Consider the following 25,403-nt stretch of genomic DNA (forward strand, 5'->3'; position numbering starts at 1 on the left):
GAAGCAATGATGAGTTTATTAGATGTCAAAGATCTGCGCGTCGAATTTACCACGCAAGATGGTATCGTAACCGCAGTAAACGATTTGAACTTCGCTCTGAATCAAGGTGAGACACTAGGTATCGTAGGCGAGTCTGGTTCAGGTAAGTCACAAACTGTATTCGCGATCATGGGTCTACTGGCTAAGAACGGTATTATCTCTGGTAGCGCGAAATTTGAAGGTCGAGAAATCCTTAACCTTCCAGAAAAAGAGCTGAACAAGGTTCGTGCTGAACAGATCGCAATGATCTTCCAAGACCCGATGACGTCTCTTAACCCATACATGAAAGTCAGTGATCAGTTGATGGAAGTACTGATGCTGCACAAAGGTATGGGCAAAGCAGAAGCGTTCGAAGAGTCTGTTCGCATGCTTGAAGCGGTAAAAATCCCAGAAGCTCGTAAGCGTATCACCATGTACCCACACGAGTTCTCAGGCGGTATGCGTCAGCGTGTAATGATCGCAATGGCGCTGCTGTGTCGTCCAAAGCTGCTTATTGCGGATGAGCCAACGACGGCATTGGACGTAACGGTTCAAGCGCAGATCATGGACCTGCTGAACGAACTTAAATCTGAGTTCAACACGGCAATCATCATGATCACGCATGATCTTGGTGTCGTAGCGGGTTCTTGTGACAAAGTACTTGTCATGTACGCGGGTCGTACCATGGAGTACGGCACAGTGAACGAAATCTTCTACAACCCAAGTCACCCTTACGCGGAAGGTCTGTTGAAGGCTATCCCTCGTCTGGATACAGAAGGCGAGATTCTGCCAACGATTCCAGGCAATCCACCAAACTTGCTTCGCCTACCACCTGGCTGTCCTTACCAAGATCGCTGCCACCGTGTGATGGATCGTTGTAAACGTGAAGCACCAATTCTGACACCATTTGGTGATGGCCGTCAGCGTGCATGTTTTTCTGAATGGGAGGCTTGGAGCAAATGAGTACAGATAAAAAACTAATTCTGGATGTATCTGATCTGAAAGTTCACTTCAGTATTGCATCAAAATCCGCATGGCCGTGGTCAAAGCCTTCCAGCCTAAAAGCAGTTGATGGCGTAAACGTACGCCTGTACGAAGGTGAAACGCTGGGGGTAGTAGGTGAGTCTGGCTGTGGTAAGTCGACGTTCGCTCGTGCCATTATCGGTCTAGTTGAAGCGACGGATGGCCAAGTAGTTTGGATGGGACAAGATCTCACCAAGATGAAAGAAGTGCAACGCCGTGAAACGCGCAAAGAAATCCAAATGATTTTCCAAGATCCTTTGGCTTCTTTGAACCCGCGTATGACAGTGGGCGACATCATCGCAGAGCCACTAGAAACGTTCTTCCCAGAACTGACTAAGCAAGAAGTGAAAGACCGCGTTAAAGAGATGATGGCGAAGGTAGGTCTACTGCCAAACGTTATCAACCGCTACCCACACGAGTTCTCTGGTGGTCAGTGTCAACGTATTGGTATTGCACGTGCCCTGATTTTAAAGCCTAAGATGATCATCTGTGACGAACCGGTATCAGCACTGGACGTATCGATTCAGGCTCAGGTTGTTAACCTTCTGAAAGAGCTGCAAAAAGAGTTGGGTCTTTCACTGGTATTTATCGCGCACGATTTGTCAGTCGTGAAACACATCTCTGACCGTGTACTGGTTATGTACCTAGGTAACGCGGTTGAACTGGGGGAAGCGGAAGCGCTGTTTGCGGATCCAAAGCACCCATACACACGTGCATTGATGTCTGCTGTTCCGATCCCAGATCCGGAAATTGAACGCAGCAAGAAGATTCAGATGTTAGAAGGTGATCTGCCTTCTCCAATCAGCCCACCATCGGGTTGTGTATTCCGTACTCGCTGTCCTCAAGCAACGGATGAGTGTGCAAAGACAAAACCAAATATCCAAGGTTCTGATATTCATGCAGTCTCTTGTTTGCACGTAGCGGTGTAATTAAATTCGGCCTGTGACGGGCTTAAGCGCGGCTCCTTTTATAGGGTTGCGCTTTTTTTATGCCTGCGATTTCTGTTTGCTTTGGTTCATTCAAAATTCTTGAACAAGATGGACTAAATGCTCGGATTCTAAGCTGTGCATGAATCTCTAATATACTTATATAGTTGAAAACAGAATATCAGGGGAGCAGCCATGGGTAAGTTAGTTGAAGGTGTTTGGCACGATGTATGGTACGAAACAAAATCAAACGGTGGTAAGTTCGTTCGTGAAAACGCAGGTTTTCGCAACTGGATAAAGAACAAACCCGATGCGACGTTCCAGCCTGAGTCGGGTCGCTACCATTTATATGTTTCACTCGCTTGTCCGTGGGCGCATCGCACACTGATCTTCCGTAAACTCAAAGGCCTAGAAAAACACATCGATGTTACCGTGGTATGCCCAGATATGCTAAGTGAAGGCTGGCAGATGTTACCAGAACCACTATTCGGCCACACCCGCATGCACCAAATCTACACTCAAGCCAAGTCCGATTACACAGGTCGCGTTACCGTTCCTGTTCTATGGGATAAGAAGACCAATACGATTGTGTCGAATGAGTCCTCAGAGATCATCCGCATGTTCAACTCTGAGTTTAACGACCTAACGGGCAATCATGACGATTACTACCCAGGGAAACTTCAGAGCGTGATAGATGAATGGAACGACTACATTTATCCGAACATCAATAATGGTGTGTACCGTTGTGGTTTTGCAACCACGCAAGAGGCGTACGAGGAAGCGTTTGACTCTCTCTTTGCTGCGTTAGATAAAGTCGACGTACATTTGGCTACGCATCGCTACTTGGCAGGTAATCAAATCACTGAGGCAGATTGGCGTTTGTTTACGACGCTTGTGCGTTTTGATGCCGTGTACGTAGGCCATTTCAAGTGTAATAAACAGCGTATTGCCGATTACCCAAACATACAGGGCTATTTGAAAGAGTTGTACCAAGTAGAAGGGGTGGCAGAGACAACCGACTTCTATCATATAAAGCGTCATTATTACTTTAGCCACACTGGTATTAATCCAACTCAGATTGTGCCCAAAGGTCCAGATTTGGATTTAGAGTCGCCGCATGGTCGAGAATCTATCTAAGTTTGAAACCTCTGAGAAGCGCCAATTGATGTGGCGCTTTTCTTTTTTCTCAATATCTTCTCACCATCACAGCTTCTTCCTACCGATAACATAAACTAATGATATAACAACCGATCTTGAACTGAGGTGGGGTATGGATATCAATGAGTTCGTCAGTGGTGAGCACCTTATTTGGAATCTGCTCATTGCTTTGTTACTCGGTGCGATCGTAGGTACTCAGCGTGGTTGGGTGATGCGCAATAGTGTGGAAGGGAGCCGTGTTGCGGGGATTCGGACTTTTTCACTGGTAGGTTTACTTGGTGGATTGGTTGGGATACTCGCGGAGCGCTATTCTCCCTTATTGCTTGGGTTTGCTCTGATTGCGCTTGTGGTGCTGGCCTGTATTGCTTTTGTCATCCAACAGAAGAAGAGTGAAGACATCAGTATTACTGGTGTTGTAAGCCTTCTCATCACTTTTGTTTTAGGTAGCCTCGCTGTCTTCGGTGATGTAGTACTTGCGGCAGCAGCAGCAGTGATCACCGCGATTGTGTTGGATAATAAAAAAGAACTTCACCAAGCCCTGCAGCGGTTGCAAGAGTATGAATTGGATGCCGCTTTGCGTTTGCTACTGATTTCAATTGTTCTACTGCCATTGCTTCCAAACCAAGCCTATGGCCCTTGGAAAGCCCTCAACCCCTATGAGATTTGGTGGATGGTGGTATTGATTGCCAGTATCTCTTTTGTCGGCTATTTCGCGATTAAAATTGGTGGTGCGAAGCGAGGTATTTTGTTTACCTCGGTTTTTGCAGGCTTGAGCTCTTCTACTGCGTTAACCCTGCAGTTTTCTCACCTCTCTCGTGAGCAAGCCAATATAAGCCCGCTATTGGCGAGTGGAATTTTACTTAGCTGTGGCACGATGTTTCCACGTTTACTAATTGTCTTATCGGTGATTAATCCTCAATTAGTGGCACTGCTTTGGCCGATTGTGATTGCGATGATGGTTGCACTGTACTTACCCGCATGGTGGATTTGGCGTAAGAGTGACGTCGAGAAAGTGGAACAGTCCAATAAGCAGACCAACCCATTAGCGCTCCAATCTGCGTTATTATTTGGTGTCGTACTCGCCGTGATCATGTTGCTCTCCCATGCGCTTTCAGGTTGGTTAGGTAACACGGGGGTATTAATTTTGGCCGCCTTGTCGGGGATCACTGATGTTGATGCCATCTCATTGGCGCTCGGGCGTCAAAGTACGCAGACGTTGAGTGTTACTACTGCCGCTCTGGGAATTTTGATTGCCGCTTCCGTTAATACCATTGTGAAGATGGGGATGGTGGTGGCGATTGGAGATAAAGCGTTGTGGTCTAAAGTTGCGCCTGTTATGACTGGGTGTGTGCTGTTAGGTGCCAGTTTGTTCTTTGCTTTTTACTGATTCGAAAATAAAAAAAACCCTCGCAATCGCAAGGGTTTTGAATTTATTGGGAAGCGAGGTTATTAGTTAACCACTTTCTCACGAGCTTGATCAGCTTGATCCGCCTGGATCGCAGTTAGAGCAACGGTGTACACGATATCGTCTACTAGTGCACCACGAGATAGGTCGTTTACAGGCTTACGCATGCCCTGAAGCATTGGACCGATAGATACTAGATCTGCAGAACGCTGTACCGCTTTGTAAGTCGTGTTACCCGTGTTTAGGTCTGGGAATACGAATACTGTCGCTTTACCTGCAACTGGAGAGTTTGGCGCTTTAGAAGCCGCAACGTTTTCCATGATAGCCGCATCGTACTGCAGAGGACCGTCGATGATGAGATCTGGACGTTTCTCTTGAGCAATCTTAGTGGCTTCACGTACTTTATCTACGTCTGCACCCTTACCAGATTCACCAGTAGAGTAAGAGATCATCGCTACACGTGGTTCAATACCGAATGCTGCAGCAGAATCTGCAGATTGGATAGCGATTTCAGCGAGCTGTTCTGCCGTTGGATCTGGGTTGATCGCACAGTCACCGTAAACCAGTACTTGGTCAGGTAATAGCATGAAGAATACAGATGATACGATAGACGCATCAGGTGCAGTCTTGATGATTTGGAACGGAGGAACGATGGTGTTTGCTGTTGTGTGAACCGCACCAGAAACGAGACCGTCAACTTCGTCGTTCTCAAGCATCATTGTGCCTAGGAATACTGAATCTTGTAGCTTCTCACGAGCAACAACTTCAGTCATGCCTTTCGCGCCACGTAGCTCAACTAGACGAGCAACGTAGTTTTCTCGAACTTCATCAGAGTTGATGATCGTTACACCAGCACCTAACTCAACGCCTTGTTGTGCTGCAACGCGACGGATTTCTTCAGGGTTACCTAGAAGCACACATTCCGCGATGCCACGCTCAGCACAGATAGCCGCCGCCTTCACTGTACGTGGCTCATCGCCTTCAGGAAGAACGATACGCTTAGCCGCTTTACGAGCAAACTCAGTTAGTTGGTAACGGAATGCTGGTGGGCTTAGACGACGAGATTTCTCAGTACCTTCTGTCATTGACTCGATCCAGTTACCGTCGATGTGACCCGCAACATGCTCGTTGATGAACTCGATACGCTCTTTATCGTCAGCTGGCACTTCTAGGCTGAAGCTTTGCAGGTTCAGAGAAGTCTGCCAAGTGTTTCCTTGCGCTTTGAAGATTGGTAAACCAGTATCAAATGCTGGCTTACATAGGCCTTCAATCTCTTTAGGGATATCGTAACCGCCAGTCAGAAGAACTGCGCCGATTTCAACACCGTTCATTGCCGCAAGTGCCGCTGCAACGATAACGTCTGGGCGATCTGCTGAAGTAACAAGTAGAGAACCTGGTTTGAAGTGCTCAATCATGTTTGGCAGAGAACGTGCACAGAACGTGATGCTCTTAATACGACGAGTCGCGATGTCACCTTCATTGATGATGGCAGCGTTTAGGTGCTGAGCCATGTCAACAGCACGAGTAGCGATTAGATCGATGCTCCATGGCACACAACCTAGTACACGAATTGGAGAAGTGTTGAAGATTTCCATCACTTTCATTTCGTTTTGCTTCGCGCTATCTGCATCATCAAAGATTTCAGATAGGTCAGGACGAGTACGACCAGCTTCATCAACAGGTGCGTTTAGCTTGTTGATGATAACGCCAGAGATGTTCTTGTTCTTAGTACCACCGAAGTTAGAACATGCTACTTCGATGCGTTCTTTAAGCTGGGCAGGGTTATCGGTGCCAGGCGTTGCAACAAGAACGATTTCCGCACCGAGTGTTGCTGCGATTTCTGCGTTCACTTGGTTAGCGAATGGGTGCTTACGAGTCGGTACTAGACCTTCGATAAGTGTTACGTCAGCATCTTTGTTGATTTGGTTGTAACGCTCAACAATAGTTTCTAGCAGTTCGTCCATGTTGTCGTTACCGATTAGGCTTTCAGCAACAGACATCGCTAATGGATGACCGATCTTCATATCGCTGTTGTAGCCAACGATAGTTGAAGTTAGATCAGGTTGATCACCGCCAGAACGTGGCTGTGCAATTGGTTTGTAGAAAGAAACCTTAACGCCTTTGCGCTCCATTGCGCGAAGAACACCCATGCTTACGCTAGTTAGACCAACACCAGCACTTGCAGGGATAAGCATAATAGTACGAGACATTCGTAGAGTACCTTTAGCTATTGGGGGATAAAAGCTCAATTCTTATTCCATGAGGTTCAGAGAATAGGAGTTGAGCCCTAATGAATTCTTTGGAAGAAAAACTGGCTAGCCGATCGGCTAGCCAGTTTAATCATTAAAGACCTGCTAGACGTGCAGTGTCTTCAGCGATAACTAGCTCTTCGTTAGTAGAGATAACCATTGCTGGGATACGGCTGTTTGCAGTAGTGATAGTACCTTCACCACCGAAACGCGCTTTAAGGTTAGCTTCACCATCAACTTCGATGCCGAAGATAGCTAGACGGTTAAGAACCATTTCACGGATAGGGCCAGAGTTCTCACCGATACCGCCAGTGAAAGTGATTGCGTCTAGACGACCTTCCATAGAAGCTGTGTAACCTGCTACGTATTTAGCTAGACGGTGACAGAACACATCCATTGCACGCGTTGCTTCTTCTTTCTCACCGTAGTGGTCTTCAACGAAACGACAGTCAGAAGTCACTTCAGTTAGACCAGCAAGACCAGACTCTTTAGTTAGCATGTTGTTGATTTGCTCAACAGAGTAACCTAGAGCGTCGTGCAGGTGGAAGATGATAGCAGGGTCGATATCGCCACAACGAGTACCCATTACTAGGCCTTCAAGAGGAGTTAGACCCATAGAAGTGTCTACAGATTTACCGTTCTTGATTGCACATACAGAAGCGCCGTTACCTAGGTGACAGTTGATGATGTTTACTTCTTCAACAGGCTTGTCTAGTAGGTTAGCAACTTCACGAGTGATGAATAGGTGTGAAGTACCGTGCATGCCGTAGCGACGGATGCCGTGCTCTTTGTATAGGTTGTATGGAAGAGCGTATAGGTAAGACTCTTCTGGCATTGTTTGGTGGAATGCCGTGTCAAAAACTGCAACGTTCTTAAGCTCTGGGAAGTTGTGCTTAGCAGCTTCGATACCGATTAGGTGAGCTGGGTTGTGAAGCGGTGCGAAAGTCGCAGCGTCTTTGATACCTTTAAGAACTTCATCACAGATAAGAGCTGATTGAGTGAAGTGCTCGCCACCGTGTACGATACGATGACCGATAGCGCCAAGGTTAGCTTTAAGCTCTGGCTTAGAAGCAAGAATAGTTTCAACCATGAACGCTAGAGCTTCTTCGTGAGCTGCGCCTGCGCCTAGTTGAGCTTCGTGCTTGCCATCCAATTTCCATTTGATGCGAGCTTCTGGAAGGTGAAGACACTCAGCAAGACCGGTTAGATGCTCTGCACCTGTTTCCGCATCAACAATAGCGAACTTAAGAGAAGAACTACCACAGTTTAAAACTAAAACTAGCTTAGACATGTATGACTACCTGTTATTCGTCTGATAAAAATCAGTTAAGGATGAAAATTAATCACAAGAATAGACGATAGCAGCGAGGCTGCGTACTATTCCTGGTCAAAAATTGTTCTAAATCCATATAAAGAAATAGTGATGAACCCATTCATCACTAAGCAGCGATCCGTGCAGATAGGTCATCTCGGAGTTGCTTAAATTGTAAATAACGGCAACAATGAGATTGAGGGTCTGCAAAGGATAGCGATAATGGGCAATGATAACAAAAATATTTTGAAAGAATATTAACTTTCATCAATTTTTTGCGCCTTCAGTTGATATGTTCAACTATTTTTTAGTGAGAGAGTGGTATGAGTAATAAAGTCGGATTGTTCCATAGCCTGAAAGATGGTCAAATTTACATGGAGATCTGGCCGGTTCGCAAAGAGCTGAACGCCATTTTTCCCGAACAACGCATTATCAAGGCTACGCGTTTTGGCATTAAGGTGATGCCAGCGGTGGCGGCGATCAGCGTACTTACTCAAATGGCTTTTAATAATTACGATGCGCTACCTCAAGCCATTGTGGTTGCACTGTTTGCGGTCAGTATGCCGCTACAAGGTATGTGGTGGTTAGGAAGCCGTTCTAATACCAAGCTTCCACCAACATTAGCGTCTTGGTATCGTGAGTTGCATCAGAAGATCGTTGAAACTGGCTTCGCACTGGAGCCTGCTAAAGCGAAACCGAGATATAAAGAACTGGCTGTGATTTTGAACCGCGCGTTCCGTCAGTTAGACAAAAGCGCTTTGGAGCGTTGGCTCTAATTCGTCAATTTTTAAATGTAACCCTTGTGAGAATGGAGTGAGTGTTAAGCCACTCCATTTTTTATCAAGCTATTTGGCTTTAACGGCTTATCTTGCTCGTTCCAACACTTTTCTTTTCCTCTTCTACTTCATACGTTGTGCGCAAAAAATAGCGACTGCGCGATCACAAATGTTGCCTTGATGTTAAATCTGCCTTTTCTTTTCTAAAAAATCACGGTAATAATGACAAAGAGATGCACAAAAAATGCACAAATAATCAAGCTGTTCTCTTATGGTTTTGGAGGGTGTTTCGGCACTTTTAAGGCGCTCGGGCAGCAAGGATGAAGACACATCAAGGAGTCATGATGAATACTAAACGTTTACTCGCTACTGCCGTATTAACCGCTACTACTGCTTTTTTACCTACCACTGTTCTCGCTAGCACGGCAACGGTTGCGGTTTCTCAAATCGTTGAGCACCCAGCACTCGATGCGGCAAGGCAAGGCCTACTAGATGGTTTGAAAGCCAAGGGCTACGAAGAGGGCAAGAACCTAGAGTTTGATTATAAGACCGCGCAAGGGAACCCCGCTATTGCGGTGCAAATCGCACGCCAGTACGTGGGTGAAAACCCTGATGTGTTGGTAGGAATAGCGACGCCATCAGCCCAGGCTTTGGTCTCTGCGACTCGTTCCATTCCCGTGGTGTTTACAGCGGTAACGGATCCCGTGGGTGCAAAATTGATTCAATCCATGGAACAGCCTGGTAAAAACGTGACGGGCTTGTCTGATTTATCGCCTGTCGCGCAACACGTCGATTTAATTAAAGAAATTCTGCCAGCGGCTAAAACGATTGGTGTTGTTTATAACCCTGGTGAAGCAAACGCTGTAACGTTAGTTCAGTTGCTTAAAGAGAGTGCTCAAGCAAAAGGGCTGCAAGTGGTAGAAGCAACGGCGCTTAAAAGTGCGGATGTTCAATCTGCAACGCAAGCTATTTCAGAAAAATCGGATGTCATTTATGCGCCGACAGACAATACAGTAGCAAGTGCGATTGAAGGTATGATCGTCGCCGCTAATCAAGCTAAGAAGCCTGTATTTGGTGGTGCGACGTCGTACGTTGAAAAAGGTGCAATTGCAGGTTTAGGTTTTGATTATTATCAAGTGGGTGTGCAGACGGCTGACTATGTAGCGGCGATTTTAGAAGGGCAAGACCCGGGTAAGTTAGACGCTAAAGTCGCGACTGGGTCTGACTTAGTGGTAAACGAAAAGGCGGCAAGCAAGCTTGGTATTGCATTACCAAGCTCTGTAGTGAAACGTGCGACGAGCATGCAGTAAGAGTGGTTTTTAGGTCGGCATAATGTCGACCTAATTTGTGCAGAAAGGAGCAGTTATGTCTGCATTTGCATTTTTTGGTGCGCTCGAGATAGGCCTTATCTATGGTTTGGTTGCCTTGGGCGTTTACCTTACGTTTCGTGTTCTCGATTTCCCTGACTTAAGTGTCGATGGCAGTTTCCCTATGGGGGCTGCGGTCGCGGCTACGGCCATTATCGCGGGCATCAATCCTTGGCTTGCAACCGGTATGGCGATTATTGCTGGTGGCATGACAGGGTGGGTAACGGCTTTCCTTGCCGTCCGTTGTGGCATTTTACATCTACTGGCATCCATTCTTACTATGATTGCGGCGTTCTCCATCAACATTCGCATCATGGGGAAACCCAACGTGGCGCTTTTGGGCGAAGAGACGATCCTAACACCATTTGAAGCTATAGGAGATCCTATCTACATCCGACCTCTGGTCGTGGGGGTGTTGATTTTACTTTCCGCACTGTTTGTTGTACGTCTTCTAAACAGCGACTTCGGCTTGGGTTTAAGAGCGACCGGGGTGAACGCTCGAATGGTGGCAGCGCAAGGTGCGAGTACAGGCTTTTATACCTACTTTGGTTTGGCGCTATCCAACGGTTTTGTTGGTTTTGCTGGTGCTTTGTTTGCTCAAACCAACAGTTTTGCTGATGTGACCTCCGGCGTTGGCACCATTGTCGTTGGTCTTGCTGCGGTTATTTTAGGGCAGACTTTAATTCCTGGCAGAAAGATTTGGGTTGCGGTATGCGCCGTAATTATAGGCTCGATCTTATACCGACTCGCTGTCGCATTTGCGTTGAGTTCGGGTATGTTTGGCTTGCAAGCATCCGACCTTAATCTAGTGACTGCTGTGTTGGTTGCGGTGGCGTTGATTGTCCCCAAACTTAAACAGAGTATGAAAGCCAGACAACGAGTGTCGGATGCGAAACAATCGGCATCTAAAAACGAGTCCGGGGAGGCACTATGATCGAGCTTAACAATATTCAAGTGACTTTCAATCCAGGCACCATTTTGGAAAATCGTGCATTAAAAGGCGTATCATTGGTAGTGCCTGAGCATCAGTTTTTGACCGTGATTGGTTCAAATGGTGCGGGTAAATCTACCTTGCTAGGCGCGGTCACAGGTGAAACGCCGATGATTGGCGGGCAGGTGATCATTGATGGTCAAGATGTGACGCGAAGAACCGTGTTTCAACGAGCCACCCAATGCGCTCGTGTTTTTCAAGACCCACTTGCAGGAACCTGTGGTGATTTATCCATCGAAGAGAACATGGCGCTGGCTTATATGCGAGGTAAACATCGTGGCTGGGGGATGGCATTGTCGGCTAAACGACGCAAAGTGTTCCAAGAACGAATTAGCATTCTTGGGCTTGGTTTAGAAGATCGATTAGGCGACAGTATTGGTTTACTTTCTGGTGGTCAACGACAAGCGGTAAGCCTAGTCATGGCGACCTTATCAGATAGTAAACTTTTACTGCTTGATGAGCACACAGCGGCACTCGATCCTCGTATGGCAGCATTTGTTATCGATCTAACCAAGCGCATAGTGAATGAGTTCGACCTGACGGTGATGATGGTGACGCACTCGATGAAAGACGCGTTAGCATGTGGAGACCGAACCGTGATGCTCCACCAAGGCGAAATTGTGCTCGATGTGGCGGGAGAGTCACGAGCCAATATGGAAGTCTCGGACTTGTTGGAAATGTTCTCTAAAGTCCGAGGGGAAGAGCTCGCTGACGACAGTCTGTTGTTAAACTAGGCCGAGTCAAAACACGAACGACGCCTACCAAGTGATCCTCCTTAAGAAAAGTTCTGATACGGTAATTTCGTAAGGAGGATTTATCGGCAAAAGATCCCATGACAGGGTTGCTTAACCGACGAGGAATGCAAACCGTCTGGCGCAACAAAATAACCAAGAAAAATATTGCTCTGGCTGTCTCAATCGATTGTATTGAGTTCAACAAAGGTTATCGAGCTAGGTTTTACGGTTTCTGGTGGTGTTGCCTTTAAGTCATCTAGCAAGCTTGAGCATTTTGATGAACTGTTCAAAATTGCGGACAAAAAACTTTATCAAGCCAAAACGACGGGTAAGAATAAAATTTGTTTCTAAGTAAAACTGTTCAGTAAAAGGGCGATTCAATCGCCCTTTTTTATGTATTCAATTACGCCGTGCAGTTTACGCTAGCATGGAGACGATCACGGTAATGTTGGATGTGTTCTACAATAGGTGCGGCTTTGTTGAAAATGCGAATTTCACGGAACAGTTCATTGGCTTCTGGGTACGCTTGACGTAAGTAAGAGAACCACTGTTTTACGCGATTCGGATAATACAAGCCTTTGTCGCCTTTCATTTCAAACTGAGAGTAGTAAATCAGCAAATCAACGACTTCTGACCAAGGCATTGGCTGGTGGTTGTATTTCACTATATTGCCAAGGTTAGGAATGTTGAATGCACCACGGCATACCATCAAAGAATCGACACCTGTGGTTTCAATACAGCGTTGACCATCTTCGTAGCTCCAAATCTCGCCATTCGCAATCAGTGGGATACTGAAGCGTTCGCGGATCTGCGTAATGTATTCCCACTTGATTTCAGATGCTTTATACCCACCTTGCTTAGTACGAGCATGGACAGTTAGCTCATTCGCACCAGCGGATTGAATGGCATCGACAATCTCAAAACAGTCGTCAGGATTTTCCCAACCTAAGCGGATTTTAGCCGTAACTGGGATATCACTTGGCACCGCATCACGGCACGCTTTTACGATGTTATGAATGAGTGCTGGATGTTGCAATAGCGCAGCACCCCCCTTGCTTTTATTTACCAAGCGGGCTGGGCAACCAAAGTTCAGGTCAACACCACGAGCACCAAGTTCGGCTGCTTTGATGGCGTTCTCTGCCATCCAGTTCGGGTCTTGACCAAGCAGTTGAACATGCACGGGAACACCTGGTACAGTTTGCGAGCCTTGTAGGAGTTCTGGGCATAAACGATGAAATACGTGATCAGGCAGAAGTTGGTCAACTACTCGAACAAATTCTGTCACACACAGGTCATAGTCGTTTATTTCGGTCAGGATTTGGCGCATCAAATGATCCAAAACGCCTTCCATCGGGCCTAATACAACTCGCATAGCTTGCCTAATACCGTTTGATAATTAAAGAGGGGGGCGATTGTAGCGATGTCCACTAAGTTTGTCATTAACTACAGGTGACGCCTTCAGAATCTGGTATCTGAAATCGACTGAGGTATAATGCCGCCAAATTCAGGGGAAACCAGACGTCATGCAATACACATTGATTGAGAAAAGAGAAGTTCAACTAGAGGTATCTTCACTGTTTATGGAAGGTGCAGTACTTGCTGCTAATCTGACAACGAAGCCTTTGACTCCGGAAACTTGGTTAGAGCCACTGTTAGGTGACCGTTTTAAAGCGATTCAGCCTGCGGTGGAAGCGCAGATTCACAAACAGCATAACTATATTTTATGCAATGAATACTCGATTCTTGCTTTGACGGAAAGCCGTACGGACCAATTGGCAGACTTTGCTGAAGGCTTTATGTCGGTTTGGTCAATGATTGAAGAACAGTGGCAAGGCGTCGAGCTTAATGATGGATTGCAACGCATGCTGCAAGCGCTGTTGACGACCATGATGCTGGCTATCGATGAAGACCAGACTCAACAGCAGATGCGAGATGCAGGCATTGAAATACCGCCAACGCTAGCTGATTTGGTTGACCAGCTGGATTTGATGATTAATGAAGTTGCACTCGGTGCCGATGAGTTGATGGTAGGCAAAAAATCAAAGAGCTTGAATCCATTTAAAGAGGTCGGTCGCAACGACCTTTGTCCTTGCGAAAGTGGCAAGAAGTTCAAGCAGTGTTGCGGTAAGTGACCGAATACAAAATAAAAAGCCGACCTAGTGGTCGGCTTTTGCTATTCTTTGGTTGGCGTTTTATCGTCAACGGCTGATTTACTGAATTGGATTTTTACGTTTGTTACTAAAGAACTGAGCAATCAAAATAAACGCAAGAGCAACCAAGTTACCAGCAAAGATCACTACTAACCATTGAGGCATCGAAAGACCTAAGAATTGCCAAACGATCTTCGAACAGTCACCGTAGGCTTCAAACATCCAAGGAACCCATTGGTTGAGAGGAGCCCAGCTTGGGAAAGTTACGAACAGGTCACAAGTCGCGAACGGGGATGGGTTAAACTGATAGTCCACATGCTGTAATGCTAGCTGTAGGCCTTTGTATGCGCTTGCTCCCCATGCCGCTAATCCCAACCAACGGATTATTGGATTGTTAGGTGCGATAAGACCAATCAGCGCTGCTGCGCTAATTCCCATCATTGCCACGCGCTCATAAATACACATCACGCATGGTGATAACATCATCACATGTTGGAAAAACAGGGCGCAGACTTCAAAAAATAAGATAGCGAGAAGAAGGAGCAACCAAGATAAGCGTCTCTTTGAAAACTGATTCAGTGCTGTAAAAATCGTCACGGTTTTATTCCTGTTTGAAATAGAAAAAAGCTCTGATTACTCAGAGCTTTTTATCGTGGATAAGTTTCCTTATCAACTTATATTTTAGTGACCGCCTGACAAAGCGGGCGTTAGATCACCTGTGCTCGGCATAATCCAACCTGCTTCGTAGAAGAAAGCAGTGGCAGGTTCAAGGAAGAAAATGATGCCCATCATGCCAACGAGTGCCAGTACGATCGTATATGGTAGCGCCATGATGACCATGCGTCCGTAAGATAGACGAACCAGAGGAGCCAACGTTGACGTTAGTAGGAATAGGAATGCCGCTTGACCGTTTGGCGTTGCAACCGATGGTAGGTTTGTTCCTGTATTGATTGCTACTGCCAGCAAGTCAAACTGATCACGTGTAATTTGACCTTCAATTAGCGCCGTTTTCACTTCGTTGATGTAAACCGTACCAACGAATACGTTGTCAGATACCATTGAAAGTAAGCCGTTAGCCACATAGAACATCGCTAACTGAGTACCTTTGTCCTCTACGGCAAGTACCGCATCGATAACCGGTTTAAACAGTTCCTGGTCGATGATCACTGCAACGATAGCAAAGAATACGGCAAGAAGTGCGGTAAATGGCAGAGCTTCTTCAAATGCTTTGCCCATTGAATGCTCTTCGATGATTCCAGTAAAGGCTGTCGCCAGTACGATAACCGATAGACCGATCAACCCAACGGCAGCCAGGTGAAGTGCTAATGCCGTAATCAACCAAACAGCGATGATGCCTTGTACCCACAGTTTAGCGACGTCTTGGTTAGTACGCGTCGTGCGTTCTTCAAGGTCAAAGTCCATTAGGATCTTGCGTACGTTATCAGGCAATTTTGCACCGTAACCAAATACATTAAGTTTCTCAACGAAAGCACAAGTAAGTAGGCCACAGAAGAATACAGGCAGTGTTACTGGTGACATTCGAATTAGGAACTCACCAAAGTTCCAACCTGCTTGGCTAGCGATGATCAAGTTTTGTGGTTCACCAACCATGGTGGTTACCCCACCTAGAGCAGTACCTACACCCGCATGCATAAGCAATGAACGTAGAAACGCACGGTAGTTTTCTAAATCGTCGCGAGTCAGTTCAGTGATGGTGTCATCTTTAGTGTGGTCGTGATCGCCTATAGGGTTACCAGAAGCAACCTTGTGGTAAATTGCATAAAAGCCTACCGCTACGCTGATCACAACGGCAATCACTGTCAACGCATCTAAAAAGGCGGACAAAAATGCAGCAGCAAAACAGAATGCAAGTGAAAGCAGAGTTTTTGAACGAATGCCAAGCAGAATTTTTGTGAAGATAAATAGCAAGAGGTTCTTCATGAAGTAGATGCCGGCTACCATGAATACCAACAATAGTAAGACTTCAATGTTGGCAACAAGCTCGTGCTTTACCTGCTCCGCACTTGTCATACCAATTGCTACGGCTTCAATCGCCAGCAGGCCACCTGGCTGAAGTGGATAACATTTCAGCGCCATTGCCAGTGTGAAGATGAATTCAGCAACAAGCAACCAACCCGCCAAAAATGGGTCAATTAGGAAGAAAACAATCGGGTTAACAATAAGAAAGGCGATAATGGCAACTTTGTACCAATCAGGCGCTTTACCAAGGAAATTCTTGATAAAGGCATTTCCGAGCGATATCGGCATGATAATTCTCTTTATAACAAAATTATGAATAGACACTAAAAAATAGTGCTCAAGCATCTGTTTATTAGACTTATTGGTTAGTCCTTTAAAACAATAACTTAGAAAAACAACAATTCATTGAATTTTTGTAGTCTTGCCAAGTTACTTCCCCTGAACCTGAGCACCGCTCATTTTTGACCGCAACTCTACACTCGGACGCTTATTAGTCAATAACAAACCTTAATGCAACAGACTAAACTGGTTTTTCATTGTAATAACGCGATCAAAACGGCGTTACTATACCATGAAAAGGTGGGAAATAAGCACTTTGAATTGCAAACGCAACCCAATTGCGAAAAATGATAAATTAAAAAATAATATTAATCGTTTTACACAATTTTATTTTGCAAATGGTGAGTATTAAAATGTGACAGAGTAAACTCTATTTTTCTTGAGATTGTAGCTTGTGTTGAGTTGGTAAAATATAGATTTTGCCAACTTGGTTCCAAATAGGCGGAATTTCAATTCGAACTAATATATAGAGCATTAACTCTATATTGGCAAAGCGTTTCATTAATGGATCGTTAATTTTCTCAAATCGTTAAGTAGTGGTATGATGAGTCGTATCGACCCTTAGAAATCAATACTGGATAAATATAGAATGGTCATTAAGGCTAAGAGCCCTGCAGGATTCGCAGAAAAATACATAATCGAGAGCATTTGGAACGGCCGTTTTCCTCCTGGCTCAATTTTACCCGCTGAACGTGAGCTGTCTGAACTTATTGGTGTTACACGTACGACTCTACGTGAAGTATTACAGCGTCTAGCACGTGATGGATGGCTGACAATCCAACACGGAAAACCAACAAAAGTGAATCAATTTATGGAGACCTCTGGTCTGCACATTTTGGATACACTGATGACTTTGGATGTCGACAACGCAACCAACATTGTAGAGGACCTACTTGCTGCGCGTACTAACATCAGTCCTATTTTTATGCGCTATGCGTTTAAAGCAAACAAAGAGAGCTCAGAGCGTACCATTAAGAACGTTATCGAGTCTTGTGAAGCTTTGGTTAATGCTTCGTCTTGGGAAGCGTTTATCGCGAGCTCACCTTATGCAGACAAAATTCTGCAAACAGTGAAAGAAGACAACGAAAAGGACGAAGCAAAGCGCGAAGAAATTCTGATTGCTAAAACGTTTAACTACTACGATTATATGTTGTTTCAACGCTTAGCGTTTCATTCTGGAAACCAGATCTACGGTTTGATCTTTAATGGATTGAGAAAACTGTACGATCGTGTCGGTAGTTACTACTTCTCAAACCCGATATCTCGTGAACTCGCGTTGAAGTTTTATCGTCAATTACTGGAGACGTGCGAAACCGGTGAGCGTGATCAGCTACCAATCGTCATTCGCCACTACGGAATGGAAAGTGCGCAAATCTGGAATGAGATGAAAATGCAACTGCCAACCAACTTTACAGAAGACGACTGTTAAGTTTCTCTTATTTAGTTTTCAGAAACCGCAGGTGTGAAAGCCTGCGGTTTTTTATTTCGTGTTTATGCTAAGGACAGCTTGGGTAACGGTAGATATAGGGTTTCGATGATATCTGAAAGCATCTGTTCGTAAGCATTAAATATAACCAAGGATAGTTCGGACGTTATGTCGTATAACGCTTCTTCATTGAGTGATACTTCTTCGCTGTTCAGATGATCAGTGAGTACTTGTATGGATTTTGTCGATTTAGGTGAACCGATGATTAACGGACTAATGACTGCAAGCTGATTGAGCCTTCTGACCATTATTGACGCATCGTTTTTTATTCTCATTGCGCCCCCTGGAGTATGAATATCTTGAATGCTGATACGCATCTGGGTGAGCGTCTCTAAACTGTCCATGACCGTTTGCCAATTCATCTGATATTCGTCGTAGAGGTCATCTCTTTGCAAGACAGCAAGCCAGGCTATAGTGACCTCATCCATCAAAAATAAGGTGTGGCGAATGAGTTTTCCATGCTCTAATTGATTGCGAGCTAACGAGTATCCTTGCCATTGTTTCAGCAACTGCTCAATTTTTATCTGAAGCATTCGATAGATAGGTTTATTTTCAAAACGAGCAGTCTCTATTAATTGATGCAGCTTGCTATTTAATTCTTGATTGATCGCAGCGATCTCATTGTGATGATTTTGCTGACCTTGGAAAGAGTAGTGGGTCACCGCTCGGTGGCGACGAAGTAGACAAGTGACATCCCGTAATAGAATGAGTAATCGGTACTTGCGAACCTGCTGCTTTTCTCGCTTATTAGCTAAGTGGTAGATTCCCACCAGAATAGCAACGGAGATCAAAGTAGAAATCAAAACAAACATAACCAACTCCTTGTTAGTGCTTTTGACCTAGCAATTAAGTAAGAGCAGCTTTAATGCCAGAAATAGAAGCCATAAAAAACAGTAGGTTATGTTATTTTCCTTGGGCTAAGCGTACAAATTTGGTGCGGGGTTTCCCCAAAAGTGTGAACGTAAAAAAATCCCCGCCATATTTGGCAGGGATTTTTTGGAAAGCGTAAAATAACGAATTACATTACACGCATGCCAGGTTGAGCACCTTCGTGTGGTTCAAGAATCCAAAGGTCTTTCCCGCCAGGGCCTGCAGCTAGGATCATGCCTTCAGACATGCCGAATTTCATCTTGCGTGGTTTCAAGTTTGCTACTACAACAGTGTATTTACCGACAAGATCTTCAGGCTGGTACGCTGCTTTGATACCAGAGAATACTTGGCGCATTTCACCACCGATATCCAGTTGGAATTTCAGCAGTTTGTCTGCTTTTGGCACTGATTCGCAAGACACGATCTTAGCGATACGTAGATCCACTTTTGCGAAATCATCGAATTCGATCTCGTCAGCGATTGGATCTTTGCTTAGCTCGGTTTCGTTCGATGCGGCTTCAGCTTTCTCTTTTGCTGCCATTTCTGCTGCAGCATCTTCTTTCGATGCTTCGATCATAGCTTCGATGTTCTTAGGATCGATACGGTTGAACAGCGCTTTGAACTTAGTGATCTCGTGACCAGTAAGTGGTGCAGCGATGCTTTCCCAAGTTAGCTCTCCGTTAAGGAACGCTTCAGTACGCGCAGCTAATGCAGGCATCACTGGTTTCAGGTAAGTCATCAGAACGCGGAACAGGTTAATACCGACAGAACAGATTTCTTGCAGTTCCTGATCTTTGCCTTCTTCTTTTGCTACGACCCACGGTGCTTTTTCGTCAACGTATTGGTTTGCTTTGTCTGCGAGTGCCGTGATTTCACGGATAGCACGACCAAACTCGCGAGTTTCGTAAAGCTCTGCAATACGCTCTGCTGCTGCAACGAATTCGTTGTATAGCTCAGGTTCTGCAAAGTTTTCAGCGAGCTTGCCGTCAAAACGCTTAGAGATGAAGCCTGCGTTACGAGACGCTAGGTTAACGATCTTGTTCACTACATCGGCGTTGACACGTTGCGTGAAGTCCTCAAGATTTAGGTCTAGGTCGTCGATACGGCTATTTAGCTTAGCGGCATAGTAGTAACGAAGACATTCAGGATCTAGGTGGTCTAGGTAAGTGCTTGCTTTAACAAACGTACCTTTAGATTTAGACATCTTCGCGCCGTTTACCGTTACGTAACCGTGTACGAATACGTTGTTTGGCTTACGGAAGCCAGAGCCTTCTAACATTGCAGGCCAGAATAGAGAGTGGAAGTAAACGATGTCTTTACCGATGAAGTGGTAAAGCTCTGTCGAGCTGTCTTTCTTCCAGTACTCTTCGAAGTCTAGACCTTCAGTTTTGTCACATAGGTTCTTGAACGAAGCCATGTAGCCAACGGGTGCGTCTAGCCAAACGTAGAAGAATTTGTTCTTCTCGCCAGGGATCTCGAAACCGAAGTAAGGCGCATCACGTGAGATATCCCATTGCTGCAGACCAGACTCGAACCACTCTTGCATTTTGTTCGCTGTCTCAGATTGCAGAGAACCAGAACGTGTCCACTCTTTTAGCATGCTTTCGAACTGAGGTAGGTCGAAGAAGAAGTGCTCAGAGTCTTTCATGATTGGCGTTGCGCCAGAAACCGCTGATTTCGGGTTGATCAGTTCGGTTGGGCTGTACGTTTCACCACAGTTATCACAGTTGTCACCGTATTGGTCTTCTGACTTACACTTAGGACAAGTACCTTTTACGAAACGGTCTGGTAGGAACATTTCTTTCTCAGGATCGAACAGCTGAGAAATTGTGCGGCTAGAGATAAAGCCGTTCTTCTTCAGCTCAAGATAGATGTGAGAAGCTAGCTCACGGTTCTCATCTGAGTGTGTGCTGTGGTAGTTATCAAAGCTAATATCAAAGCCAGCGAAGTCTTTTTGATGCTCTTCACTAACTGCAGCGATCATCTCTTCTGGTGTAATACCCATCTGTTGTGCTTTTAGCATGATTGGTGTGCCGTGAGCATCGTCAGCACAGATGAAGTTTACAGTGTTGCCACGTAGGCGTTGGTAGCGAACCCAGATGTCAGCTTGAATGTGCTCAAGCATGTGACCTAAGTGAATCGAACCATTAGCGTACGGAAGGGCACAAGTTACCAGCAGTTTTCTTGGATCGTTTGCCATACTTAATAATCGCTTTTTGATAGGTATAAAAAATAGAGAGTAATACTACCCCATGAGCCTTCTAACGCCAAGGTATCAAACCATGGATTGCCTTAGTTTTTTTGGGGTTCTGAATCTTGCTTCAGGGTGCTACGATTAGAGGCACTGTACCCAAGCGCATTTAGGTGACTTGAGTATATAAGGAGACCTTATGCATCAGTTCACTTCAAAACAAGATTTTTGTCATTGGCTTAACCAATTCCAGCATCCACAGTTGGTGGAAAACTGGGCAGATATTCACGGCATTGTCGCGATTCCAGCGCAAGGTGGCATTCAAATTACGTTGCCATTTGCGAGTAATGAACTCCAAGCAGTACTCAGTGATTGGATTAAGGAGCAGCAAGCGTCAGGCACGGTTCCTGAGTTTGCGTTCCATATCGAACTTGGTGTGAAAGCACTGGAAACTCAAGTCGAAAACGCAGTTAAGGGAGTGAAAAACATCATCGCAGTTAGCTCAGCGAAAGGTGGAGTAGGAAAATCAACCACGGCGGTCAATCTCGCTCTTGCAATCGCGCAGTCTGGCGCGAAAGTCGGTCTGTTGGATGCAGACATCTATGGGCCGTCTGTACCGATGATGCTTGGACAAGAAGATACGAAGCCAGAAGTTCGTGATGCTAAGTGGATGAAACCCATTTTTGCCCATGGCATCTATACTCATTCTATTGGCTATTTGGTGGATAAATCCGAAGCGGCGATTTGGCGTGGTCCAATGGCATCAAAGGCGTTGGCCCAATTATTAACCGAAACAGAATGGCCAGATTTGGATTATTTGGTTATTGATATGCCGCCAGGTACAGGGGATATTCAACTGACCTTGTCACAACAGATTCCGGTGACAGGCACGGTATTAGTGACAACGCCACAAGATCTAGCACTCGCCGATGCTCGTAAAGGGGCGGCGATGTTCCATAAAGTTAATGTGCCAGTGGTGGGCGTCGTTGAGAACATGAGCTATCACATTTGTAGCCAATGTGGTGCCGTAGAGCACATTTTTGGTACGGGTGGTGCAGAGAAAATATCGCAAGAATTTGGGTTAGCGTTACTTGGACAGATCCCACTTCATATCGCCATGCGAGAAGATATCGACGCCGGAATACCAACAGTGGCGAGACGTCCAGATAGTGAGCATGCAGGTTACTACAAACAGATCGCCGATCGCGTTTGTGGCACGATGTATTGGCAAGGCAAAGCCAAATCAGACACAATCAGTTTCACAATGGTGAACTGAGTGCATACCCTGGTTTGGTTGAAAATCATACACGCCAACGTTTGCTTTAGGGTTCATTCTCTACGCAGAAAGAAACTTATAACTAAACCCTAATTCCAGCTAGTATCTAAGGGGTGAACTCCCTATAATCAGGCAGTTTATCTATTTATGTGACTAGAAAATCATCATCGGGTGCAAACTAATGTCTGATAATAATCAATGCGTCATCGTAGGTATTGCTGGCGCTTCTGCTTCTGGAAAAAGTCTGATCGCGAGCACGATTTACAATGAGCTTCGCGAGAAAGTGGGCGATCATCAAATCGGTGTTATCACGGAAGATTGCTACTACAACGACCAAAGCCACCTAAGCATGGAAGATCGAGTAAAGACTAACTACGACCACCCGAGCGCGTTAGACCACGACCTACTTTGTGAACACTTAGAGAAATTGGTACGTGGCGAAGCGGTAGAAGTACCAGAGTACAGCTACACTGAGCATACTCGTACAAGCAATACCACAGCAATGACACCTAAAAAGGTCATCATTCTTGAAGGTATTTTGCTTTTAACGGACCCACGTTTACGTGATCTAATGCACGCGACAGTATTTATGGATACGCCTTTGGATATCTGTCTGCTTCGCCGTGTTAAGCGTGATGTTGAAGAGCGTGGTCGAACAATGGAATCAGTTCTTAAGCAATACCAACAGACTGTTCGTCCGATGTTCATGCAATTTATTGAACCTTCTAAGCAATACGCGGATATTATTGTTCCTCGTGGTGGAAAAAACCGTATCGCGATTGACGTTTTGAAAGCTCACATTGCAAGACTTTTGAAAGCTTAAGCCTTTAGATGGCTATATTGCTTTATTTTTGTGAAAAGAAGTGGCACTTTAAGTGCCACTTCTTTTTTTTGTTTTTAAATTAGCCAGTTGCAAAGTAAAGCCGGACAATTTTCATGCTGTTGTGAAATGATCAGTGCGAGCTTAGGTATATAATTTAAAAACTCACGAGCAAGGAAAAAGCACATGAAGAAACTGCTCTTAGTTATAGCCATACCTGTTGTAGTTATTTTAGCTGCGGTGCTAGCGCTAACCGTCTTCGTCAATCCGAATCAATTTAAGCCGTTAATTGTGGAACAAGTACAGAAGCAAACGGGTTTAGAGTTGGTGATTGAAGGGGACATCAGTTGGCAGTTCTTTCCATCGATTGGCTTCGAACTGGGTCGCACTGAACTGAGAAACCCGCAAGGCTTTAGTCAACCAAATCTATTCAAAGTTGACACGGTCGGTGTTGATGTCTCGGTCATGCCTCTGCTTAGCAAGCAACTCGAAATTGGCAACGTCACATTAGATGGTGCTGAGGTCTACCTTGAAACGCTGAAAGATGGTAGCAAGAACATTGATGCGCTGACCAAAGCACAATCTCAACAAGCTGAGCAATTTACTGAGCCAACTTCAGTACAAACGGAAGGTACGCAAAGCTCAGCTTCTGATTGGACGATCAACCTTGCAGGAGTGACTATTTCTAACGGTTATGTTGAAATCCAAGATAAGCAAACCGGCAGCGACACCAAGCTTTCTGATATCTCCTTAAACCTATCACAGTTTGCTTTTGATCACTGGACGACAGCTGACTTCGGTGTGAAAGGTGAAATGAACGATCAAACGTTCACCGCGCAAGGCAAAGCGGACTTTAAATTGGCAAAAGGTCTTGCAAGCTACGCGTTGAAAAACATCAACTTTGATGCAACCTACGCTGACGAAGCAAACAAAATTGAATCTGCGACCATCGGTTTAGACACGTTTGAGTTTGATAAAGTAAACCGCCTAAGCTATGCGTTGAAAGGCGACGCGGGCGGCATGAAGCTAGACATGCAAGGCGGTGGTGAACTGATTGTTGATAAAGCGATCAGCAAGGTTCAATTGAACAAACTGACGTTAAAATCGACTTTTGAAGGTGCTGCACTTCCACAATCACCAATGAAAGTGGATATGGCCTCTGACCTATCGTTCGACTTAACGAAGAGTCACTTGAGTTTTGTGCTGGAAAATCTCACCGCAAATGCGATTGTGTTAGACGGGAAAGCGGATGTGACATTAGGTGATATCCCTAAAATTCGTTTCGCACTGCACAGCCCTAACATCGATGCAGATGAATTTTTGGGCTTGAATAAGCAAGCGCCTTCAAGTGATAAGTCAGCATCAGGTGGCGAAAGTGCGCCAGTTGGCCAAGAGGGTGAGCCAGACTTATCAGCTTTAAAAGTACTGGATGTGAAAGGTGATATCAAGATCGATAAGTTCAAAGCCGCGAATGCGAAGATGGAAGCAGTCAAAGCAGACTTCTCCATCAATCGTGGTGTGTTTGACCTAACGTCATTCAACTCTAAACTTTATCAGGGCACAATCACCGCAACGGCGAAGTTAGATGCTCGTAAATCGCCAGCAACTTATAGCGCGAAGCAGTCGATTAAAGGTGTCCATGTTCAGCCACTGCTAATTGATGTCGCTAACAGTGATAAGTTGGAAGGGACCGGTAATATCGATGTGAACGTTAGCGGTAAGAGCTTAACGCCAACAGGCATGAAGAAGAACCTAGTGGGTACGGTCGCGATTAACTTTACAGACGGTGCAGTTAATGGCATCAATGTCGCTCAATTGATTCGTGAAAACTATGCGCGATTTAAAGGCCAAAGCTTAGAAGGCACAGATGAAGTCAAGAAAACTGACTTTAGCGCAATGACGGCAACAATGAGATTAAACAAAGGCGTTGTTTATACGGATAATCTTCAAGCTCAATCCCCATTATTGCGTTTGCGTGGTAAAGGCAGTGCAAACTACCTCAATGAAACGGTCGATTTTACTATCAGTACGTCTATTGTAGGTTCACTGGAAGGGCAGGGCGGAAAAAATATCGATGAGCTGAAAGATATTACGATTCCAATCAATGTTTCCGGCAAGTGGGCGGAGCCAAAATTCAAGCTAGTATTTGATGATGTTCTGAAACAGAAAGCACAGAAAGAAATAGACCGAGGCGTTGAAAAGCTAACGGACAAAATTAAAGATGAGAAAACGAAAGAAGCGGTAGACAGTTTGTTGAAGAACTTGTTTAACTAATTTTAGAGTTCGCTTTATTTTTACAAAGCAAAGGGTTGGCACTGAGCCAACCCTTTTT

20 protein-coding genes and 1 pseudogene are annotated in these 25,403 nt (G+C 45.2%); 14 read left to right on the forward strand and 7 right to left on the reverse strand.

Annotated features, from left to right (window positions below; genetic code table 11):
• Positions 1–9 precede the first annotated feature (9 nt).
• From oppD to ACVA54_RS08525, 4 genes are all read left to right on the forward strand, one after another.
• The gene (oppD, locus tag ACVA54_RS08510; protein WP_172438122.1) at positions 10–981 is read left to right on the forward strand and encodes an ABC transporter ATP-binding protein; all 972 of its coding nucleotides are present in this window, start codon (positions 10–12) and stop codon (positions 979–981) included.
• The gene (gene oppF / locus ACVA54_RS08515) at positions 978–1,970 is read left to right on the forward strand and encodes a murein tripeptide/oligopeptide ABC transporter ATP binding protein OppF (RefSeq protein ID WP_310648443.1); all 993 of its coding nucleotides are present in this window, start codon (positions 978–980) and stop codon (positions 1,968–1,970) included. The genes oppD and oppF overlap by 4 nt, the downstream gene beginning before the upstream one ends.
• Positions 1,971–2,162: 192 nt before the next feature.
• Positions 2,163–3,104: a glutathione S-transferase family protein gene (locus tag ACVA54_RS08520; RefSeq protein WP_446649524.1), complete on the forward strand. Its 942-nt coding sequence runs from the start codon at positions 2,163–2,165 to the stop codon at positions 3,102–3,104.
• 133 nt (positions 3,105–3,237) lie between these two features.
• Positions 3,238–4,512, forward strand: coding sequence for an MgtC/SapB family protein (locus ACVA54_RS08525; protein WP_446649525.1), 1,275 nt, complete (start codon positions 3,238–3,240; stop codon positions 4,510–4,512).
• 62 nt (positions 4,513–4,574) lie between these two features.
• Here ACVA54_RS08525 and pta read toward each other — a convergent pair whose 3' ends face one another.
• The gene (pta, locus tag ACVA54_RS08530; RefSeq protein ID WP_099079510.1) at positions 4,575–6,740 is read right to left on the reverse strand and encodes a phosphate acetyltransferase; all 2,166 of its coding nucleotides are present in this window, start codon (positions 6,738–6,740) and stop codon (positions 4,575–4,577) included.
• Between the two features lie 133 nt (positions 6,741–6,873).
• Complete coding sequence (locus ACVA54_RS08535) at positions 6,874–8,070, reverse strand: acetate kinase (RefSeq protein ID WP_099079511.1); 1,197 nt, start codon at positions 8,068–8,070, stop codon at positions 6,874–6,876.
• Positions 8,071–8,414: 344 nt separating this feature from the next.
• Here ACVA54_RS08535 and yfbV point away from each other — a divergent pair, with 344 nt between their 5' ends.
• The 5 genes and pseudogenes from yfbV to ACVA54_RS08560 all read left to right on the forward strand — a co-directional run.
• The gene (gene yfbV / locus ACVA54_RS08540; protein WP_099079512.1) at positions 8,415–8,867 is read left to right on the forward strand and encodes a terminus macrodomain insulation protein YfbV; all 453 of its coding nucleotides are present in this window, start codon (positions 8,415–8,417) and stop codon (positions 8,865–8,867) included.
• A gap of 344 nt (positions 8,868–9,211) precedes the next feature.
• Positions 9,212–10,177: an ABC transporter substrate-binding protein gene (locus tag ACVA54_RS08545; RefSeq protein WP_099079513.1), complete on the forward strand. Its 966-nt coding sequence runs from the start codon at positions 9,212–9,214 to the stop codon at positions 10,175–10,177.
• Positions 10,178–10,232: 55 nt separating this feature from the next.
• Positions 10,233–11,168, forward strand: coding sequence for an ABC transporter permease (locus ACVA54_RS08550; protein WP_119463631.1), 936 nt, complete (start codon positions 10,233–10,235; stop codon positions 11,166–11,168).
• Positions 11,165–11,959: an ABC transporter ATP-binding protein gene (locus tag ACVA54_RS08555; RefSeq protein WP_099079515.1), complete on the forward strand. Its 795-nt coding sequence runs from the start codon at positions 11,165–11,167 to the stop codon at positions 11,957–11,959. The genes ACVA54_RS08550 and ACVA54_RS08555 overlap by 4 nt, the downstream gene beginning before the upstream one ends.
• Before the next feature lie 74 nt (positions 11,960–12,033).
• Positions 12,034–12,310 (forward strand): annotated as a pseudogene (locus ACVA54_RS08560) (diguanylate cyclase); the annotation flags it as partial.
• Positions 12,311–12,362: 52 nt separating this feature from the next.
• Here ACVA54_RS08560 and dusC read toward each other — a convergent pair.
• A complete protein-coding gene (gene dusC, locus ACVA54_RS08565) occupies positions 12,363–13,331 on the reverse strand; it encodes a tRNA dihydrouridine(16) synthase DusC (protein ID WP_119463630.1) in 969 nt (322 codons plus the stop codon).
• 151 nt (positions 13,332–13,482) lie between these two features.
• Between dusC and ACVA54_RS08570 the strand changes: the two genes are divergently transcribed.
• A complete protein-coding gene (locus ACVA54_RS08570) occupies positions 13,483–14,091 on the forward strand; it encodes an SEC-C metal-binding domain-containing protein (RefSeq protein ID WP_099079517.1) in 609 nt (202 codons plus the stop codon).
• Between the two features lie 78 nt (positions 14,092–14,169).
• Here the strand turns inward: ACVA54_RS08570 and dsbB are convergent, their stop codons facing one another.
• Positions 14,170–14,706 carry a disulfide bond formation protein DsbB gene (gene dsbB / locus ACVA54_RS08575; protein ID WP_099079518.1) on the reverse strand — a complete coding sequence of 179 codons (537 nt, stop codon included), beginning with the start codon at positions 14,704–14,706 and terminating at the stop codon, positions 14,170–14,172.
• Positions 14,707–14,790: 84 nt separating this feature from the next.
• The gene (nhaB, locus tag ACVA54_RS08580; RefSeq protein ID WP_446596521.1) at positions 14,791–16,377 is read right to left on the reverse strand and encodes a Na(+)/H(+) antiporter NhaB; all 1,587 of its coding nucleotides are present in this window, start codon (positions 16,375–16,377) and stop codon (positions 14,791–14,793) included.
• 640 nt (positions 16,378–17,017) lie between these two features.
• Here nhaB and fadR point away from each other — a divergent pair.
• Positions 17,018–17,857, forward strand: a complete 840-nt coding sequence (fadR, locus tag ACVA54_RS08585; RefSeq protein ID WP_099079520.1) for a fatty acid metabolism transcriptional regulator FadR — start codon at positions 17,018–17,020, stop codon at positions 17,855–17,857.
• A 62-nt stretch (positions 17,858–17,919) separates the two neighbouring features.
• Here fadR and ACVA54_RS08590 read toward each other — a convergent pair whose 3' ends face one another.
• Entirely contained in the window at positions 17,920–18,726 is an 807-nt protein-coding gene (locus ACVA54_RS08590; RefSeq protein WP_446642669.1) for a hypothetical protein, read from the reverse strand.
• Between the two features lie 206 nt (positions 18,727–18,932).
• On the reverse strand, positions 18,933–20,984 hold the full coding sequence (gene metG / locus ACVA54_RS08595) for a methionine--tRNA ligase (protein WP_099079522.1): 2,052 nt from the start codon (positions 20,982–20,984) through the stop codon (positions 18,933–18,935).
• Positions 20,985–21,174: 190 nt separating this feature from the next.
• Here metG and apbC point away from each other — a divergent pair, with 190 nt between their 5' ends.
• The 3 genes from apbC to ACVA54_RS08610 all read left to right on the forward strand — a co-directional run bounded on the left by apbC (position 21,175) and on the right by ACVA54_RS08610 (position 25,345).
• Positions 21,175–22,251, forward strand: a complete 1,077-nt coding sequence (gene apbC, locus ACVA54_RS08600; protein WP_099079523.1) for an iron-sulfur cluster carrier protein ApbC — start codon at positions 21,175–21,177, stop codon at positions 22,249–22,251.
• A 181-nt stretch (positions 22,252–22,432) separates the two neighbouring features.
• Positions 22,433–23,074 (forward strand): uridine kinase, encoded by a 642-nt coding sequence (udk, locus tag ACVA54_RS08605; protein ID WP_099079524.1) that lies wholly within the window; start codon positions 22,433–22,435, stop codon positions 23,072–23,074.
• A gap of 183 nt (positions 23,075–23,257) precedes the next feature.
• The gene (locus ACVA54_RS08610) at positions 23,258–25,345 is read left to right on the forward strand and encodes an AsmA family protein (RefSeq protein WP_446649526.1); all 2,088 of its coding nucleotides are present in this window, start codon (positions 23,258–23,260) and stop codon (positions 25,343–25,345) included.
• Positions 25,346–25,403 lie beyond the last annotated feature (58 nt).

The sequence above is a fragment of the Vibrio sp. PNB23_22_6 genome, from assembly GCF_052877535.1.